Source organism: Sorangium sp. So ce204 (assembly GCF_051526795.1).
Taxonomy (GTDB): domain Bacteria; phylum Myxococcota_A; class Polyangia; order Polyangiales; family Polyangiaceae; genus Sorangium; species Sorangium cellulosum_B.
On the sequence record NZ_CP150317.1, the window covers coordinates 7,616,010 to 7,634,635 of the forward strand.

An 18,626-nucleotide genomic window follows, 5' to 3' on the forward strand; every position below is an offset into this window, starting at 1 on the left:
GCTCGTCCGCTCGCCGACCGACGCCGCCCCCGTCGCCTCGCCACCCCCTCAGCCGCCCGCGGCGTCCAGCATCGCGCGCAGGAGCGGCGGCGTGCGCCGCGGATCGCAGGGCGCCTTCACCGCCCGGCCCGCGACGACCGCGCTCATATGGCACGTCCCCGGCCGCGGCAGGTGATCCATCCAATAGAGATCGAACCGGTCGTCCGGCGCGAGCCGCCGCACCATCGGCTCGAGCGGCAGCATCAGCCCCTCGCGGAAGCGGGCCAGATAGACCACGTTCGACAGGCGAACAGGGGAGTTCAGGCCGATGCGCCGCCGCGTCCCGGACGCGTAAGGGCCCGTGTGATCGATGAACTCCACCGTCTGGAGATCGCCGTAGAGGTCCGGCTCCGTCTTCTCGACCGTCACCAGCGTCCACGCGCAGAGCGGCCGCTGCGCCCGCAGGAGCGCGCGCGTCATCTGCTCGAAGTCGGGCAGATCCGCGGCCGCCCGCGCCTCGGTGTAGTGGCCGTGCGCGAACTGGTTGCGCTCGGCCTGCATCAGGTTCGAGAGCGTCTCGAACGTCTGGTTGTGCGACAGCTTGACGTCGAGCACCTCCCTCGCCATCGAGCCGATCGGATCGTCGCGATCGCCGAACGCCCGCGCGGCCGTGCGCGCGAGCTCGCGCCACGCGCCGAGCGCCAGGCCGTCGCGCGTGCGCGTGCGACCGTGGAAGTCGAGGAGCGCGCTCCACCCGGGAGGCGCCCCGCCCGCGCCCGGCCCGCTCGCGCCCGCGCTCCCCCCGCCCACGCCCGGCCCGCTCGGGACGCCGCCGCGCGCGGAGGTCGGGGGCGCGCTGCCGCCGCTGAAGAAGGCCGAGACGAGCACCGTCGCGATGAAGCGCCACGTGCCCTCGAGCACGTCGAACAGCATCTTCACCCGCTCGATCGCGCTCGACGCCCCGATCGCCGCCCGCACCCGCCCCGCGATGGGATAGGGCAGGCCGCCGCTCAGCGCCGAGAGCACCCCGTGCGGATCGCCGCACTCGCGCGAGATCTCCGCCGCCCGCGCGCCCGCGTCGGCGTCGTGCAGGAGCTCCCACGACAGGGTCCGCGCGTGCTCGACCCTCCCGTCGAGGATGGGCGGCCGGCCGTGCCAGTCGCACTGCACCGCGCTCGCCATCACCGCAGGATCCGCCTTGCGGGGCACACACGCGGCGACCACGCCGGGCGCGAGCGGCGCGATCAGCGCGCCGGCGCCCGCGTGGGTCGCGACGACCGCCGCGAGCTCCTGCGCGAGCGCCCCGATGACGTGCGGCCCGACGCCGCCGAGCGCGCTCTGCTCCTCGATGCCGAACAGGACCGTCGCCCGGCGCCCGCTCCGCGACGCCTCGATCACCTCGAACGGCGCGGCGAAACGCGCGCTGGCCGTGCCGTCGCGGAGCTCCGCCACGGGGGTGGACGCGCCGTTCGCGCCCGCCGCGCCGCGCTCGCGCTCCGCCCCGAGTGAGGCGCCCCGCTCGCGCTCCGCCCCGAGCGATGCGCCGCGCTCGCGCTCCGCCGCGAGCGACGCGCCCCGCTCGCGCTCCGCCGCGAGCGACGCAATCGCGTGCAGGCCGAGCTCGACCTCGCGGCCGGCGACGTCCGCCTCGCCGGCGATCGTGAAGTAGCCGCACGCGAACGCCCCGAGCCCCGCGGCCTCGGCGGCCTCCAGGGCCTGCCGGGCCGCGGCGGCCGCCTCCGCGGCGCCGCCCCGCACGAGCACCACCGCCGTGCCGTCCGCGTCGCCGACAGGCAGATCCGGCCACAGCCGGTGCACCGCGACCAGCGCGGCCGCCGCGCGCGAGGGCGCGCCCGCCTCGATCGGCCGCAGCAGGACGAGCGCGCCCTGGCCCTTCCGCGCGAGCAGCGACGCGCACTCCTGCTCCAGCCCGGCGCGCGCGAGCAGGCCCGTCGCCGGGTCCACCGCGCCGGCGGGGACCGACAGCGCGGCGTAGCGGCGGTCGAAGAACGTCGCGCGCATGCCGCCGACGCAGACGAAGGTGCCGTGCACGAGCGGCGACTCCTCCCCGCGCGCGAGGTGCCGCGCGCCGACCTGCACGGGCACGCTGCACTCCTCGCGGCGGCGCAGCCACCAGCGCACGCCGTCGTGGCGCAGCGAGGCCGCGAGCCGCGACGCCACGTCGGGGTAGACGAGCTCGTTGCGCTCGTCGCCCACGCGCTCCACGCGACCGAGCCGCAGCGCGCCGACCGGCTCGAGCCGGAGCTCGTGGAGGTAGCCGTCGCGCCCCTCGATCCGCAGCCGATCCGGCGCGGCCACCTCGCCGCGCCACAGCGAGAACCCGGGCGCCTGCGTGAGCCAGAGCGTGGCGCCGCCCGCCGCGACCGACCGCAGCTCGGCCCCGGGCGCGCCCTCGCAGCCGCTCGCCTCGACGGGCGCGGGCGGGACGCTCTCGCCCACCGGAAGGTCCCCGCCGCTGTCTCGTCCGCCCGTCACGCGTCCCTGTCCATGGTGATGCCGCGAGCCGCGTCCCCCGAGCATCCGGGGGGCTCCTCGGGCGATTACCGCACTGCGGCGCGGCAAATTCAACGCAAATGCGCCGCGGCGAATTCCGCGATGCCGCCGCGCGCCGCCTGCGCCGGCCGCGCCGCCAGCCTCGCCCCGCGGGCCTCGCCCTGAACCGAATCAGCCCTCCTGCCGGCGGCAGCGATCGTGGTCGCATTCGCCTGGTTGCTCACCCATCCTCCGAACGGAGTCGGCCGCATTTGCGTGTGCGGCAGCTGGTATAGAGGCTCCCCCTCGCCGAGAGCGGGGCGCCTCCCTCGGGGCCCGTGCACGCGTTGATGGCGGCAATCCTCGCGGAGGGCAGCGCGTTCCGCTCAGGTGCTCTGCTGTCGTCATCGAAGGATCGGGCTTCCACACCGCGGCAGTGCGCCGCGTCGTGACAGAAGGCGTCACGTGCGCCCAGGACGCGCCGGGCAAGCTGGCGCTCCGGCCAGGGTGAAGGGACACCTGGGTCGAACGAGCGGCCCCCAGGGGCGGGCGATGCACGCGGGGTCTCGGAAGGCGAGGTCCCCGCAGAAAGCGCGGGCGCCCCGAGGCGGTAGACGGGCGCCCCGCGGCGAAAGACGTCTCCCCCGGGTCCGAGGGCAAGCGCCCCGCAGGGGATGAGTCGGGCGAGGTGGGGGATGAGTCGGGCGAGGTGGGGGATGAGTCGAGCGAGGCGGGGGGCCACGTGGCCGAGGTGGGGCATGCGTCGTGCGAGCCGGAGGACACAGCGCCGGAGGCGGGGCAGCGAGCGGCGGAGGTGGGGGGCACGAGCGCAGCCGCCGGCGAGTGTACGAGCCGAGCCGCCGGCGAGAGCGGAAGGGCTGCCCGAGGAGAGGACGGGGTGTGGTATGACGAGGGCGGGAACACCGGCTGCGAGCGGTGGAGTGACGCGAAAAACCCGGGGGGCGCTCGCAAGGCGGGCAGGTGTTTGAAATGACGAAAGTTTTCGAGAGGGAGGGGTGCCTCCGGAAGGCCCCCGGCCCCCGGGGAAGGGGGGGCGAACGGGAACCTCTCGCAAACCGGCTTGCAAGTACGCGAAATGTCAGGTACCCCTGGGAGGCCTCTCTCCGCCGCTGAAAGGCGGCGGCCCCATTGAAGCGCGGTCGTGAACCGCGGCCAGATCTCGCTAGCCCCCACGGCTCTCCGCCGCTGAAAGGCGGCGGCCCCATTGAAGCGGCGACAGGGCCTATTTTATTGCCGACCCAGAGTCCGGGCGGCTCTCCGCCGCTGAAAGGCGGCGGCCCCATTGAAGCCGTCCTGGACCAGGCGAGCGCGCATGCCCACGACGTACTCTCCGCCGCTGAAAGGCGGCGGCCCCATTGAAGCGCCTCTTCGCGCCCTGGCCCGCGCCAGGCTCTCGCCGCAGCTCTCCGCCGCTGAAAGGCGGCGGCCCCATTGAAGCGCCGGGACCTCGATCCAGCCGTGCTTGGCGTGGCGCACTCTCCGCCGCTGAAAGGCGGCGGCCCCATTGAAGCTTACAGTAGACGCTGATCGCCTTCCAGTGCCTGAGCACTCTCCGCCGCTGAAAGGCGGCGGCCCCATTGAAGCACGCTGCTCGCGCGCGACCCGCTGGCGCCGGTGCTCGTCCTCTCCGCCGCTGAAAGGCGGCGGCCCCATTGAAGCCTCTACCTGGTCGCTTCTGTCGACCTTTCTTCTCCACCTCTCCGCCGCTGAAAGGCGGCGGCCCCATTGAAGCGATCCACTCTCTTAGCTTCATCTTGCCCTCATTAGGTGCTCTCCGCCGCTGAAAGGCGGCGGCCCCATTGAAGCCTGGCGGACCCTGGACAAGCTCCTCGGCACGTACGTTCCTCTCCGCCGCTGAAAGGCGGCGGCCCCATTGAAGCCTGTTGCTGCACCTGTTGAGGACTCCGATCCGGGCTCTCTCCGCCGCTGAAAGGCGGCGGCCCCATTGAAGCGGCGTGCGGGCTTTCGGCGTCAGCTGCGCTGGACGCTCTCCGCCGCTGAAAGGCGGCGGCCCCATTGAAGCACACAGGGCGGACCGTAACCCCGTCTTGGTGGTCAGTGCTCTCCGCCGTTGAAAGGCGGCGGCCCCATTGAAGCATCGTCAAGGGCTCGGACGACCGCCCGGCTTTTAAGGTGCTCTCCGCCGCTGAAAGGCGGCGGCCCCATTGAAGCGCGGACGTGAACGTAGAAAAGCTCCTGAAGGGAGTCAACTCCTCTCCGCCGCTGAAAGGCGGCGGCCCCATTGAAGCAGCCCATGCCCATAGAGATCGCGCGCATTCTCCTAGGACTCTCCGCCGCTGAAAGGCGGCGGCCCCATTGAAGCATGCTCTCGCCTCTCCTGGGCTCGCATCGTCCGGGGCTCTCCGCCGCTGAAAGGCGGCGGCCCCATTGAAGCCCGATCACCCCGTAGGCCCCCGCGTGCGGCTGGCAGCGCTCTCCGCCGCTGAAAGGCGGCGGCCCCATTGAAGCAGGATGTACCCCTTCGGGGCGTAGGCGAACACGCGCTCTCTCCGCCGCTGAAAGGCGGCGGCCCCATTGAAGCATCGATCGTGAGAAGCGCGCGCGGCCAACCGACAGGCAGCTCTCCGCCGCTGAAAGGCGGCGGCCCCATTGAAGCATCTACGGACTCCGCACCGCGGCGTTCCCGCCGGAGGAGTGCTCTCCGCCGCTGAAAGGCGGCGGCCCCATTGAAGCATCGTCGTGCTCGCGGTGATCGGCACCAGGTTGCCGGCCGCTCTCCGCCGCTGAAAGGCGGCGGCCCCATTGAAGCCTCGCGAGCCTCAAGAGCGAGCCGAACCGGGCGCTCGCTCTCCGCCGCTGAAAGGCGGCGGCCCCATTGAAGCCACGCCCTTGGCCTGCGCCTCCGGGCCGAGCTCACCCTCTCCGCCGCTGAAAGGCGGCGGCCCCATTGAAGCAGACCGCCTGCGGCGCGCAGCGCCTCTCGAACGCGACCTCTCCGCCGCTGAAAGGCGGCGGCCCCATTGAAGCAAGTGGGTACCGGCTCCATACTGGTCCTTAGTTACTTATTCTCTCCGCCGCTGAAAGGCGGCGGCCCCATTGAAGCGATCTTGGCCACGTCTTCTTCGCCACGGAGGCTCGGCTCCTCTCCGCCGCTGAAAGGCGGCGGCCCCATTGAAGCACCTGGTCCAATTGCGATCGGCTGGGGCTGGATCCCCCGCTCTCCGCCGCTGAAAGGCGGCGGCCCCATTGAAGCAGACCACCCACAAGGCACTCAATCGCTGGACCGATACCGGCTCTCCGCCGCTGAAAGGCGGCGGCCCCATTGAAGCATCCCGGTGGACAACAGCGTGTTCCCTGCTGCCGAGACTCTCCGCCGCTGAAAGGCGGCGGCCCCATTGAAGCCAACAGGTCGCTGTTCTCACTTCGGCAAAACTTCGAGCTCTCCGCCGCTGAAAGGCGGCGGCCCCATTGAAGCATCCCCTGCTTCGTCCCGAAGCGCCCGGCGACGTTGGACTCTCCGCCGCTGAAAGGCGGCGGCCCCATTGAAGCAGTGCGATGGCCGCTACCTGAGAGAGCGACGCATCACCCTCTCCGCCGCTGAAAGGCGGCGGCCCCATTGAAGCATGTCGGCGTTCAGCTTCTTTTTCTTGCGCTCCGCTTCTCTCCGCCGCTGAAAGGCGGCGGCCCCATTGAAGCGCCGGCGCGTTGTGGCGCACCGCCTTCGGCAGGAACTCTCCGCCGCTGAAAGGCGGCGGCCCCATTGAAGCGTCACCAAGGACCGGATCGCCAGACACGCGCTCTGGCACTCTCCGCCGCTGAAAGGCGGCGGCCCCATTGAAGCGAGGCGGATGCGCGCCTTGCGTCCATCGATGTCCATTCTCTCCGCCGCTGAAAGGCGGCGGCCCCATTGAAGCTATCTCGAGCTCTCGGCGGTCGACTGCCGAGGCGCCTCCTCTCCGCCGCTGAAAGGCGGCGGCCCCATTGAAGCTCGTAAGGGTGCATGACCTACCTCGCTTCCATGCTGGCTCTCCGCCGCTGAAAGGCGGCGGCCTCATTGAAGCGCGGGCGGTGTTGTAGTCATCCGCCGAAAGCCAGATGTCTCTCCGCCGCTGAAAGGCGGCGGCCCCATTGACGCCCACGCCCGCGGAGCATGCGCCGAACCGGACGACCTTGCTCTCCGCCGCTGAAAGGCGGCGGCCCCATTGAAGCACACGGCAGAGGGCGGCACCCCGTGGAAGATTCGCACTCTCCGCCGCTGAAAGGCGGCGGCCCCATTGAAGCATCATGTCCTCGGACGTGTTGCTCGGCCAGAGCATGACTCTCCGCCGCTGAAAGGCGGCGGCCCCATTGAAGCGGACTCGGCCGGCGTCGCCACGTCCTCGCGCACCTGCTCTCCGCCGCTGAAAGGCGGCGGCCCCATTGAAGCCCCTCGTCTGCGTCGGGAAGCATCGGCGGCTCGCTGCCTCTCTCTCCGCCGCTGAAAGGCGGCGGCCCCATTGAAGCCTCTATGTCACGTACACGTACGACGAGAGCTCGAGCCTCTCCGCCGCTGAAAGGCGGCGTCCCCATTGAAGCTCGTAGTCGATCAACGTGCCACGTGGAAAGCTGTGGCTCTCCGCCGCTGAAAGGCGGCGGCCCCATTGAAGCACCCAGGCCGAGCTCACCGCGCGTGTCGGGGAGGCTCGCTCTCCGCCGCTGAAAGGCGGCGGCCCCATTGAAGCGAGGGTTCGTGGAAGGTCGATGGTGAACAGCGCGGTGACCCTCTCCGCCGCTGAAAGGCGGCGGCCCCATTGAAGCCGTAGCCTTTCTCGCAGGCTTCACAAGCGCTACCTGCGGATCGCACGCCCATCAAAGAGCGTGCTCGGTAACAGGAATAGGAAGGAAAACATGGGAAACGGCTTGAAGAAGGCGAGCGCACTCGTGCTGTGCGGACTCGCGATGGGTCTCGTGTCGGCATGCGACTTGACCTACACCTGCGACACGGTGGAGCCGGGAGGTGCGGGTGATGAATATCCGACAGGATCTGTAGGTGCGGGAGATTATCCAAGCAACGGCGCAGATGACGAGCCGGACGACGAAGAAGTGGGCAGCGCAGAGCTTGAGATGGCGGGAGCGTGCACGCCGATGAAGACATGTGCCGACATGTATGTCGACTGCATAGATATGCCATGGCCTTGTTCGCGCTTTGTTGATGAGGGGATAACGCTCTGTGCCGTATGTCAAGAAAATTGTTTGAAGGGCCATGATTACAAGTTCAGGCAGTGCTACAAGTGCGGGTTCTATTGAATATGGCGAGCCTTGTTGATATTGGCGAGGGCACCCATGTCGCGTTCGATGGGCTGACCACGGAGCAGCTATTGCAAGTTGGTGCGACCCATGTCGTGTGCGCGTCCGATCGCCTTGTCGTCGGTCCGAGTCGTCGGGATGCCTTGGAGCATGTCCGGGCGCGTCGTGCGTGGTGGAATTCGACCAAAGAATGGGACAAAGCCTATTCGTCAGATGTCCACTGGGAGCCCCCCATCGCCTTGTGGGTGTCGGCGAGCCTCCATGAGCGGGTGAACCTCTGGAGGATTTGTAGCTGGCTGCGTCATCTCGGCTTCGCGCATTACGACATATTTGTTGTCGATTTCGAGCCTATTCCACCATCGAGAGCGGCGAGCCGCGAGGTGTTGGCTCGTCCGTTCACCTGTTCCGAGTCAGTGTCCGATCATGCTGACGAGGTTCTTCTGGACCACCTCGGTAAGGCACGACCTTGGTCGCGGGAACGCCACGAAAATGCCATTCGCCTCTGGGAGAGCTACGTCGATGAGAACCCCGTGCAATTCGTCGAGAGCTGCGTCCGTGGCGTTGAAGGATTCCCGGAGCTTGCCTCCCTCTGGACGCTTCTCTCTTGCTTCTTCCCAAGAAAGACCGCGGAGGGTTCCCTGCGCCTCAGCCGATTCGACGAACTCACGCTGGCCCTCCTCTCGACAGAGTGGAAAACTCCGTTGGCCTTGGTCGCCAACGAATCGGAGATGCAAATGAACCTCTGGCATCTCCTTTCCTGCACGGGCGATCTGTTCCTACCGCGCCGGCTCGGGCACTGGGCAGACCACGATTCGAGTGCGGCCGTGGAGCGCGCGCCTGGTCCAAAGCCGCCTCATGCTGGCTATCCCATGCTCTCGGAGGTGTATCGCCTCACCGAACGTGGTACGCGACTCCGAGACAAGGGGCTCGATCAGCTCACGGATGCGCCAAGGCTGCCCATTGCCGGGACCGAGGCGTACTCAGCCCCAGCCCCCTGGGTGCTGCTCGAAGACGGCCGGCTCGCTCGGCTGTGAGGGGTCGCAGCGGCTCCGGCCAGCGCGCCTGACCGAAGGCACCTATTCCGGATGGGTGCCTCCGTTCTCCCACCGGGCTCGCGGCGAGGCCAGGGCGCGGTCCAGCGCCAGGGCTCGGGGAAGGGCCGGAGCACGTCGCCCCCGCGCCGCCCAGCGCCCCGCACCGGTCCGACCTCCTGCCACCGTCGGCCACGCTCCCGCCCCACCCCTCGGTGCTAGCCCCCGTCGATTTTGTGACGATCCCGAGAAATCCCCGCAATTCTAAGCATGAGCCTTCTCTCTCCCCTCCCGCCCCCTCCCGACGACCTCGTCCAGCACAGCACCTGGACGTCCATGCACGCGACCGCCGTTCACGTCCTCCCGGGGATGCTCCGCTACCTCGGCGTCGCCGAGAACGACATCGACGACCTGTCCCAGGAGGTCCTCCTCGGCGCCTACACCAGCCTCCCCCGGTACAACCCCGCCTATCCTGCCTCGGCACCTGGCTCTGCCTCACTGCCGCCGGTCGCCTCGCCGCTTCTCCAGGACTTCGTGTTGGCCGTGCCCGCTGCCGCCGCGGACACCACCCAGGAGCAGCAGGAGCAGGACGACCCGGCGTCGATCCCTCGGCCGGCGCCGCGCGATCCCTCTCGGCCATCGCGCCCGCACGGCCTCGGCCCGCGCTGGCGTGTCGAGTCCAGCTGGCTCTTCGGGATCGCCTGGCGAAAGGTCCGGCACCATCTGGAGCGCAATTACCGGCGCCTCGAGGTGCCGGTGGGCCTTACGGATGAGGCGTACTTCGAAGGCGCCGACGTCGCGCCGAGCAGCGAGCAGCGCATCGCCACGAACCAGCGGATCGCGATCGCGACCCGCCTGCTGGCGACGATCGCACCCGAACGGCGCGCCATCCTGATCATGGCCGACATGGTCGGGATCCCGCTGCGCGAGATCGCGCGGTCCCTCGAGCTCAACGAGAACACCGCTTCGAGTCGGCTGCGCCTCGCGCGCGAAGACTTCCGCGCCGCCGTGAAGCGCCTGCGCCCCGAGGAGCAGCGCGCGCTCCGGTCCGGCCTGCTCATGCTCCCGCTCTTCTCCCTCACCTCCTCGCGCTCCGCCGTCGCGTCGCCAGCCGTCCACTCCGGCGCGTCCGCCATGGTCGAGGCGAACCCACCCGCGACCCGTCCCGAGCCCCCGAGCGATCTCGGACCCCAGGGCCTCGCGGATCGACCGTGGCGGGCCGCCCGCCGCGCGCGCCCGCCTGCTCGGTTCATGCGCCCGGCGCTCGCCCGGTTCATCGGCCTGGCGCTGGCGTTGGCGACGGCAGGCGTCGGCGGCGCGGCGCTGTTCGCCGCGCTCGCGCCGGCGCCTGCCCTCTGGGCCCGCCGCCTGGGCCCGATCGCGACACCGCTCCTCCCCTTGCGTGCCGTCCACCCCGATGCGCGACCGGAGACCGGTCCCGATGGGCGGCCGCGCTCCGACGCGCCGCGCTCCGACGCGCCGCGCTCCGACGCGCCGCGCTCCGATGTACCGCGATCCGACGCGATCTCGGATAAGGCAGCTCCACCCCCTCGTGCGCCCGCGCCCGGACCCGCGCCCGCGCCGGCAAGCGCCTTCCGCCAGCGCAAGCCCGCCGCGCCGGAGCAGCGCGCTCCCTCCGACCAGGATCGAGAGCCGCTCGCCGACGAGCTGCAGCTACTCGACGCCGCCAGGCAGGCGCTGTTGCAAGGCGACAGGGCGACCGCGCTGGAGCGCATCGCCGCCCACGAGCGACGGTTCCCCGAGGGGCAGCTCAAGCTGATGCGCGAGCGCCTGCGAACGAAGGCGGCGGCGGAGCAGGCGACGCCGGCCGGCGGCGTGGCGGGGCAGAAGCTTCCGTGACCGCACGGACGATGCACGTGCGCCGGACATCGCACGGCGAGAGCACGAGCATGAAGCGGGCGGGCCGCGCAGCGCTCGCCTCGATAGCCGCGGGCGCGATCTCCGTCGCTGGCGTCACGCCGGTCCGGGCCGAGCCCACGCCCACGCCGCTCCGGGTGCGGATCGAGTTCATCCGCGGGCCAGGCGCCGAGGATTGCCCGGACGAGCCGTTCCTGCGCGCGGAGACGGTCCGGGCGATGGGAGGGGTCGACCCCTATGATGCGGAGGCTCCGTTCACGATGACGGCATCCATCGAGCGCCGGCACGGCAAGCTCGCCGCGTCGCTGTTCCTCCGCGATGGCGACGGTCACGGACGCTGGGCCGACGGGTTCAGCGCGCGCGACGACTGCAAGGTGCTCGTCACCGCCATGGCCGTGTCCATCGCCTTGCTGCTCGACGACGCCGCCGAGCTCCCCGCACCACCGGTTGCACCGGCGAAACCGGCTTCGCCGCCCGCGCCGCCCGAGGAGCCCTGCTCGCCGGAGCGGCCCTGCCCGCCGAAGCCGGCCCCTGCGCCGCCATCCTCCCCTGCGCCGCCAACTCCGCCGCGTACGGCGTCGCCCGTGCGCGCGCCGCCCCGGAGCAGCGCAGTACTGCGAGCGCCGGCGGAGCGCTTCCGCTGGGTGGCCGGCCTCGGCGCGGTGGCAGGCCTCGGGATGACCCCCGGCGTTGCCGCTGGGCCGGCGCTGTCCGTCGGGGCACGCTGGCCGGCGTGGTCCGTGGCGCTGGAGGTCCGCGGGCTCGCCGCACTGTCAGCAAACGGCGACGCCGTCGCCATGTCGGTCTCCACCCTCACGACGGATGTCGTCTTCTGTCTGGACCGCCGGAGCTTGTTCGCGTGCGGCCTCGCCGAGCTCGGCGTGCGCCATGCGGTCGCCGCTGTTCCGTTCAACACGACAACACGGCTGAACCTCCGCGCCGGATTCGGTGCTCGGGCGGGCATCGAGTGGCCTCTCTCAGAAAATTTAGCAGCCCGAGCACACGCGGATGTCGTTCATCCTGTGGCCGCCGGCGCCATCCTCCGCCACCCGGACGATCCTGAGCCCGAGCGCCCTGTCTGGAGCGCTCCTGCTGTCACCGTGGCACTCGGCGTCGGTCTACAGGCGAGCTTCTGAGCTGGATTCGACAGTGAACGCTGCAGAATGCTCCGACAAATTGAAACGGAAAGAGAAATTCCTCTCGCTTCAGGGAATGGTGTTCATGAGAATCGTCACACGTCATCGGCCTTGTGCTGGAGAATGGCGTTCAAGTAAGGTTTCAGCCATGCGCACGGCACGATTCGTCCTTCCAGGGCTGCTGCTCATCGCTGGCTGCGAGGTAGAGCCCACCATCATCACGGGCCCCTGCTCACCCAAAGAGAAGGAGCTGGGTTATTGCTCGGGGGCCACCACCGGCAGCCAGGGCGCCGCCGGCGGTGAAGGCGGCGCCGGCGGCCAGGGCGCCGCCGGAGGGCAAGACAGCACCGGCGGCGAAGGCGGCGCCGGCGGCGACATGCACAGCTCGCTGTGCTCCGGCCAGTGCACCCCGCCTGCGCCGCTCGGCTGGTTCGGCCCGGCGCTGCTCTGGTTCGGCCCAGCCGAAGCCGTCCCCGACTGCCCCGCCGACGCACCGACGCTCGGCTACGAAGGCTTCGCCGATCTCCAGCAGCCGCCGCTCGACTGCGCGAGCTGCGCGTGTGATCCGCCCGAGGCCTCCTGCGCGCTCCCCACCGGCTGGGCCGCATCCTCGTCCGCCTCGTGTCCCGGCGACGAGCCGGGCGCCGTGATGACCTCCTTCGCCGCGCCCGACGGCTGGGACGGCGCGTGCACCGCGGCGAACCCGATCCCCGAAGATCAGCGCTGCGACGGCGAGCCTTGCGTGCAGTCGCTCACGATCGCGGCGCCCTCGGTCACGACCGGCGCGTGCACACCGCGCACCGACGCCCCGCCGCCCGTCCCCATTCTGGATCCGTGGGCGACGCGGGCCAGGGCGTGCCTCGCCGGCGCGTACAGCGCGTGCGAGGACGCGACGACGTGCGTGCCAGCGGCGCCGTCGGGCTTCCTTACCTGCGTCTACCACGAGGGCGACGGCGCCAGCTGTCCGGAGGGGTACGCCGTCAGGCACGTCTTCTTCGAGGACGTGATCGACGGCCGCGAGTGCACCCCCTGCGGCTGCGGCGACCCGACCGGCGCCTCATGCACCCTCATGGCGTCCGTGTTCCGCGACGCCGCCTGCACGGACCTGCTCGCGTCGAGCCTCGTCAGCTCCAGCGTCCCTTTCTGCGTCGTGACGCCTCCGGGCGTCGGCCTGGGGAGCAAGTCGGCCGTGATCGCGGATGTCGAGCCGGGCGCGTGCGCGCCGCACGGCGGCGAGCCCGTGGGCGAGCTCCAGGCGAGCGCGCCATCGACCTTCTGCTGCACGGCCTGAGCGGGGCGTTCCCGGAAATCTGAAGCGCACAGCATCGTCGAGCAGGGCGTGGATTCGCACGGTGACCCTGCGCCCGGCGAGAGGGTCGGCGGGGACGCTGACGTGCTGCGAAGTGTGTGACACCTGGAGCCATGGATCGGGAATACATACGATGGACGCCGTGAGGTCGTGAGGATTGAGACTTCGTGAGCGCTCTCCGCACTCCACGGCTCCAAGCGAACAACCGGGATAGGACCGATGGATAATTCACCGAGATATAACGCAGTCACCTCAACGCGCCGCGACGCCCGGCGCTCCTCGCTCGATCTGCTGGCGAAGGTCGGTCGCTCGCGACGAGCTCCCCTCCTCGCCGCGGCGATCGCGCTGCTCACCGGCGCGCCGGGGCGCCCCGCGCTGGCCGCGGACAAGGCGCCCGAGGGGCGATGGGTCGCCGGATGGCACAGCAGCCCGACGCCCGGCGGCACGTTCAACTCGCAGGATTGTCCCTCGGACGTCGGCCTCGCCGAACAGACGGTCCGGAACATCGTCCGCGTGAGCGCCGGCGGGAGCTCGGTGCGCGTGCGCATCTCCAACGCCGGCGGCAGCGAGCCGCTCAAGGTGGGCTCGGCGTCGGTCGCGCTCTCGGCCGGTGGAGCCGCCACGGTCGCGGGGAGCTCCCTGCCGCTGCGCTTCGGAGGCCAGACCTCGATCCTCATCGCCGCGGGCGGCGAGGCGGTGAGCGACCCCGTGGCGCTGAAGGTCCAGCCGCTGCAGGCGCTGGCGGTGAACGTCTACCTCCCGGGCAAGACCGGGCCGATCACGCAACACTACTTTGCGGCACAGGACAACTTCCTCGCTCCGGGCAACCGGACAGGGAACGGCGCCGACAAGCAGTTCACACGGAAGATCTCGTGCTGGATGGCGGTGTCGGGCGTCGACGTCAAGGCCTCGCCGGACGTCGTCGGCACCCTGATCACGCTCGGCGATTCGATCACGGATGGATACCTGTCGACCAAGAACGACAACCATCGCTACCCCGATTACCTCGCGCAGCGCCTCGCCAGCCGGAAGGGGCCGACCCTCGCCGTGGCGAACGCCGGGATCATCGGGAACGAGCTGCTCACCGTCCGTCCCCAGCTCCAGTTCGGGTATCCCGTCCCTGCCCGCCTCGCGCGCGACGTGCTGACCCAGCCCGGCGCCCGCGCGATCATCCTGCTGGCAGGCATCAACGACATCGGCGACCGCTCCGCCAAGGCCGCGGATCTGATCCCGGCGATCCAGCAGATCATCCAGTCTGCCCGCGCCGCCGGGCTCAAGATCTACGGTGGAACCCTGGTGCCGTTCGCCGGCTCGAACGGCACCTACAAAGGTGACTACGGGACCGCCAAGGGCGAGCAGGAGCGGCAGAAGCTGAACACCTGGATCCGCACGAGCGGCGCCTTCGACGGGGTGATCGACTTCGACAAGGCCCTGCGCGATCCCGCCGATCCGAGCCGCCTGCTCCCGGCCTACGACGCGGACAAGCTGCACCCGAACGACGCCGGGTATCAGGCGATGGCGAACGCCGTGGACCTGGACGCGATCATCAACGCCGTCGTCAAAGCGACCTCCCCGTAACCAAGGGCGGCGGCGATCCACCGCGATCGCGCGCGCCCCGCGGCGCTCGCGGTGGCTCGTCGCTCGCCGCCGTCCTCCGCTGCCACGCCGAGCGCGGCGAATCCGCCCGAGGTGCGCGTCCCAGATCCCCCCGCAGCGCTCGCATTCGAGCCCCCGCGCACCCGTGCGCCCGTGCGTTCGACGGGGCGAGCATCGAAGATGCGATGATTGTCTGTCGGCCCTATCAATGATAAGTGTCTTTATCATGCCCGTCCGCGCGCCGTTCAAGCCGCCCGAGACGAACGAGATTGTCCTGGTCGGAGGTCATCCGGGCGTGAAAAGCCGGTCCCACGCGTCGAGGAAGGCGAGGGAAGATGAGCTCTGACGACGGCGATCAAGGGGACTACAGGAAGCTCGCCAACGCGCTGCCTCAGATCATCTGGACGTGCGACGCCGAGGGACGCCTGGATTGGGTCAACGATCGATGGACGGAGCTCACCGGCCTCGGCCGCGAGGAGTCGCTCCGGGACAAGGGCGCGCTCGCCGCCGTGCACCCCGACGATCGGGCGCACGTGCAGCGGTGCTTCGCCGAGGCCCTCTCCACCTCCAGCACATGCGAGATGGAATACCGGCTCCGCACCCGGGCGGGCGTCTATCGCTTCCACCTCGGCCGGGTGGTGCCGATCCGGGGCGACGACGGCAAGGTCACGCGATGGGTGGCGGCCGTGTTCGACATGCATGATCAAAAGGAGGCCGAAGCGCTCGCGCGAGCGCGCGCGGACGATCTTTCGGTCCTCATGGATGCCGTCCCGGCCGCGGTGCTCGTCGCCCGCGACCCAGGCTGCCAGGAGCTGCACGGCAACCGCGCCTTGCACGCGCTGCTCGGGAGCGATCCGGGGCAAAACCTGGCACGGACGGCCCTGGGCGCGGGCGACGACGCGGTAGACGACCGCGGGTTCAAGGTGCTGGTCGACGGCGTGAACCTGCCCCCGGGGGAGCTGCCCCTCCAGCGGGCGGCGCGCGGCGACGAGGTGACGCCCCACGAGATCGTGCTCGAGTTCCCGGACGGGCGCTCGATCCACCTGTACGGCGGGGCGGTGGCGCTGCGCGAGCCGAGCGGCGAGCCGCGCGGCGCCATCAGCGCGCTCGTCGACGTGACGCGGCTCAAGGAGACAGAGGCTCGGCTCCACGAGGTGGCGCGCCAGAAGGACGAGTTTCTGGCGCTCCTGTCCCACGAGCTCCGCAATCCGCTCGCCCCCATCCTCACGGCGGTCCAGCTGATGGAGCTGCGCGGCAACGTCGCGACGCCGCGCGAACGCGAGGTGATCGCGCGCCAGGCGCAGCACCTGATACGGCTCGTCGACGACCTGCTCGACGTCGCGCGGGTGGCGCGCGGCAAGGTCACGCTCTCGAAGAAGTGGCTCGAGCTGGCGAGGGTCGTGGAGCAGGCGGTCGAGGCGACGGAGCCGCTCCTGGCGCAGCGGAGGCACGAGCTCACCCTGTCGGTGCCCACCGAGGGCCTCGCGATCGAGGGCGACGAGGTCCGCCTCACCCAGGTGGTCAACAACCTGCTCACGAACGCCGCGCGCTACACCCCGCCCGGAGGCCACATCGAGGTGACCGCCCGCCGCGAGGGCGGCGATGTCGTGCTGCGCGTCCGGGACGACGGCGAGGGCATCGATTCGAGCCTGCTGCCCCACGTGTTCGAGATGTTCGTGCAAGGGGAACGTGGCTCGGACCGAGCCCTGGGCGGGCTCGGCCTCGGGCTGTCCCTCGTGCGAACGCTGACGATGATGCACGGGGGCGTCGTGAGCGCGAAGAGCGCCGGCGTCGGTCGAGGCAGCGAGTTCACGGTGCGTCTTCCAGCGGCGGCGGCCCCGCCCTCGGCGGCGCCCGAGGCTCGCCCGCCTCAATCGCGGCCGCCGCAGACGCGGCGCCGGCGCGTCCTGGTCGTGGACGACAACCGAGACGGCGCCGAGCTGATCGCGGAGATGTTGAGCAAGAGCGGCCACGAGGTGCGCATCGCTCATGACGCGTCACGCGCGCTGTCGCTCGTGGACGCCTTCCGGCCCCAGATCGCCATCCTCGACATCGGCTTGCCCGTGATGGACGGCTACACGCTCGGGCGCGAGCTCCACACGCGCCTCCAGGACGCCCCGCCGATCCTGATCGCCCTCAGCGGTTACGGCCAGGACAGCGACAAGCGCAGCAGCGACGCGGCGGGCTTCCGGCTGCACCTCGTCAAGCCGATCGACGCCGGGGTGCTCGTCCCGCTGCTCGACGGGCTCCCCGACGACGCCGGGGGGCGCTGAGGGCCGCTCACGCCGGGAGCGCCGCTGCCATCGCAGCGGCGAGGCCGAGCCGCGGCGCGCCCCGGCTCAAGCCACCTTTGCGGCGGAGAACGGGTTCACGTACGTCGTGGCGCCGATCTGTTCCCAGGTGTCGTGGAGCCCGTCGAGGTACACCACCGGGACGCCCGTGAGGTCTGCGTCGTCGAGGCAGTTCAGGTTCAGGGAGCAGAACTCCCCGCCGAGCTCCGGGATGTTTCCGTGCCCGAAGACGCGGATGCCGCACGTCTTGCAGAACCGGGCATGGCCGGACTCGTGCCGCGAGTAGTCGCCGAGGACCTCCTCGCCGGCGAGCAAGCGGAAGGCGCTCGGCTTCACGATGGTGCCCCACCACCTCGTCTTCGTGCAGATCGTGCAGTTGCACTGCGTCGTCCCGGCGCTCGGGTCGAAGTCGGCCTCGAAGCGGACGGCGCGGCAAACGCAGCTGCCCTTGTAGGTCCGGATGCCGGCGGTGGTCGTTGTGTGCTCGGAAGCGGCGTTGCTCATGGGCGGTGGCTCCAGGGATGGGGGGCGGGGGCCGTAGGGCTCGTCGAGACGCGCCTTCGGGCGCCTCGCCCGCGGGATGAGAGGAAGCTAGACTGGATTGCGGACAGATTCGGTCCGCAAGGAGAGAGGCGGTACATGGTCCAGACGTCCGCGCGGCTGCTGAAGCTCTTGTCGCTGCTGCAATCCCGGCGCTTCTGGACGGGCGGCGAGCTGGCCCGCGAGCTCGCGATCACCGAGCGCAGCGTCCGGCGCGACGTGGACAGGCTCCGGAGCCTCGGGTACCCCGTCCACGCGGCCACCGGCATCGGCGGCGGATACCAGCTCGGCGCCGGGAAGGAGCTGCCGCCGCTGCCGCTCGAGGACGACGAGGCCGTCGCCGTCGCCGTGGGGCTGCGCGCGGCGGCGACCGGGCCCGTGAGGGGGCTGGAGGAGGCGTCGGTCCGCGCGCTCGGGAAGCTCGAGCAGGTGCTCCCCAAGCGGCTCCGGCGCAAGGTGACCGCGCTGGGCGCCGTGAGCGTGCGGCTGGGCGACGGCAGCCCCACCGTCGACGCGGACGCGCTCGCCGCCATGGCGAACGCGTGCCGCGACGCCGAGGTCCTGCGCTTCGACTACAGCAGCCACAGCGGCGCCGCGAGCACGCGCGCCGTCGAGCCGTACCGGCTCGTGCACACGAGCCGGCGCTGGTACCTGCTCGCGTACGATCTCCAGCGAGACGCCTGGCGGACGTTCCGCGTCGATCGCATCCAGGGCAGGCCGAAGGCCGCGGGCCGCTTCAAGCCGCGCCCGCTGCCCGCGGAGGACGTGGCCGCCTACGTGTCGAAGTCGGTCTCCACGGACGCCTACCCGATCCGCGCGCGCGTGACCGTACACGCCCCCGCGCAGGCCGTCTCGGAGCGCCTCTCGGGCGTGGCGGGGCGCATCGAGGCGCTGGCGCCGGACCGCTGCGTTGTCCACACCGGCGGCGGGAGCCTCGACGCGCTCGCGTTCCACCTCGGGTTCATGGGGTTCGAGTTCGAGGTGCACGAGCCCGAGGAGCTCATCGACGAGCTCCGCCGCCTGGCCGAGCGCCTCGGCCGGGCCGCGGGGCGGAGCGGAGCGGGGCAGCGAGAGAATTGAACAGGGAGGCGAGGAGACAGGGAGT

11 protein-coding genes and 1 CRISPR repeat array are annotated in these 18,626 nt (G+C 70.8%); of the genes, 8 read left to right on the plus strand and 3 right to left on the minus strand.

Going from position 1 to position 18,626, the window contains the following annotated elements; genetic code table 11:
* Positions 1 to 48 precede the first annotated feature (48 nt).
* Both WMF22_RS28335 and WMF22_RS28340 read right to left on the minus strand, forming a co-directional pair.
* Positions 49 to 2,475, minus strand: a complete 2,427-nt coding sequence (locus WMF22_RS28335; protein WP_438031799.1) for a hypothetical protein — start codon at positions 2,473 to 2,475, stop codon at positions 49 to 51.
* Positions 2,476 to 2,564: 89 nt separating this feature from the next.
* Positions 2,565 to 2,717: a hypothetical protein gene (locus WMF22_RS28340; protein WP_438031800.1), complete on the minus strand. Its 153-nt coding sequence runs from the start codon at positions 2,715 to 2,717 to the stop codon at positions 2,565 to 2,567.
* A gap of 875 nt (positions 2,718 to 3,592) precedes the next feature.
* Positions 3,593 to 7,251: a CRISPR direct-repeat array (repeat unit 36 nt; unit sequence CTCTCCGCCGCTGAAAGGCGGCGGCCCCATTGAAGC).
* 90 nt (positions 7,252 to 7,341) lie between these two features.
* Here WMF22_RS28340 and WMF22_RS28345 point away from each other — a divergent pair.
* From WMF22_RS28345 to WMF22_RS28375, 7 genes are all read left to right on the plus strand, one after another.
* Entirely contained in the window at positions 7,342 to 7,740 is a 399-nt protein-coding gene (locus WMF22_RS28345) for a hypothetical protein (RefSeq protein ID WP_438031801.1), read from the plus strand.
* A gap of 2 nt (positions 7,741 to 7,742) precedes the next feature.
* Positions 7,743 to 8,774, plus strand: coding sequence for a hypothetical protein (locus WMF22_RS28350; protein ID WP_438031802.1), 1,032 nt, complete (start codon positions 7,743 to 7,745; stop codon positions 8,772 to 8,774).
* 267 nt (positions 8,775 to 9,041) lie between these two features.
* On the plus strand, positions 9,042 to 10,631 hold the full coding sequence (locus tag WMF22_RS28355) for an RNA polymerase sigma factor (protein WP_438031803.1): 1,590 nt from the start codon (positions 9,042 to 9,044) through the stop codon (positions 10,629 to 10,631).
* Positions 10,628 to 11,785: a hypothetical protein gene (locus WMF22_RS28360; RefSeq protein ID WP_438031804.1), complete on the plus strand. Its 1,158-nt coding sequence runs from the start codon at positions 10,628 to 10,630 to the stop codon at positions 11,783 to 11,785. The genes WMF22_RS28355 and WMF22_RS28360 overlap by 4 nt, the downstream gene beginning before the upstream one ends.
* Positions 11,786 to 11,933: 148 nt before the next feature.
* Complete coding sequence (locus WMF22_RS28365) at positions 11,934 to 13,076, plus strand: hypothetical protein (protein WP_438031805.1); 1,143 nt, start codon at positions 11,934 to 11,936, stop codon at positions 13,074 to 13,076.
* Between the two features lie 237 nt (positions 13,077 to 13,313).
* Positions 13,314 to 14,672: an SGNH/GDSL hydrolase family protein gene (locus WMF22_RS28370; protein WP_438031806.1), complete on the plus strand. Its 1,359-nt coding sequence runs from the start codon at positions 13,314 to 13,316 to the stop codon at positions 14,670 to 14,672.
* 353 nt (positions 14,673 to 15,025) lie between these two features.
* The gene (locus tag WMF22_RS28375) at positions 15,026 to 16,963 is read left to right on the plus strand and encodes a PAS domain-containing hybrid sensor histidine kinase/response regulator (RefSeq protein ID WP_438031807.1); all 1,938 of its coding nucleotides are present in this window, start codon (positions 15,026 to 15,028) and stop codon (positions 16,961 to 16,963) included.
* 66 nt (positions 16,964 to 17,029) lie between these two features.
* On the opposite strand, the gene WMF22_RS28380 is transcribed toward WMF22_RS28375, so the two are convergent.
* A complete protein-coding gene (locus tag WMF22_RS28380) occupies positions 17,030 to 17,485 on the minus strand; it encodes a GFA family protein (RefSeq protein ID WP_438031808.1) in 456 nt (151 codons plus the stop codon).
* Between the two features lie 135 nt (positions 17,486 to 17,620).
* Here WMF22_RS28380 and WMF22_RS28385 point away from each other — a divergent pair, with 135 nt between their 5' ends.
* The gene (locus WMF22_RS28385) at positions 17,621 to 18,601 is read left to right on the plus strand and encodes a helix-turn-helix transcriptional regulator (protein WP_437293130.1); all 981 of its coding nucleotides are present in this window, start codon (positions 17,621 to 17,623) and stop codon (positions 18,599 to 18,601) included.
* The last annotated feature ends 25 nt before the right edge of the window (positions 18,602 to 18,626 follow it).

Coding starts and splice junctions, on each gene's coding strand:
- WMF22_RS28345 (WP_438031801.1), top strand. CDS start 7,342: ATGGGAAACGGCTTGAAGAAGGCGAGCGCACTCGTGCTGTGCGGACTC.
- WMF22_RS28350 (WP_438031802.1), top strand. CDS start 7,743: ATGGCGAGCCTTGTTGATATTGGCGAGGGCACCCATGTCGCGTTCGAT.
- WMF22_RS28355 (WP_438031803.1), top strand. CDS start 9,042: ATGAGCCTTCTCTCTCCCCTCCCGCCCCCTCCCGACGACCTCGTCCAG.
- WMF22_RS28365 (WP_438031805.1), top strand. CDS start 11,934: ATGCGCACGGCACGATTCGTCCTTCCAGGGCTGCTGCTCATCGCTGGC.
- WMF22_RS28370 (WP_438031806.1), top strand. CDS start 13,314: ATGGATAATTCACCGAGATATAACGCAGTCACCTCAACGCGCCGCGAC.
- WMF22_RS28375 (WP_438031807.1), top strand. CDS start 15,026: ATGAGCTCTGACGACGGCGATCAAGGGGACTACAGGAAGCTCGCCAAC.
- WMF22_RS28380 (WP_438031808.1), bottom strand. CDS start 17,485: ATGAGCAACGCCGCTTCCGAGCACACAACGACCACCGCCGGCATCCGG.
- WMF22_RS28385 (WP_437293130.1), top strand. CDS start 17,621: ATGGTCCAGACGTCCGCGCGGCTGCTGAAGCTCTTGTCGCTGCTGCAA.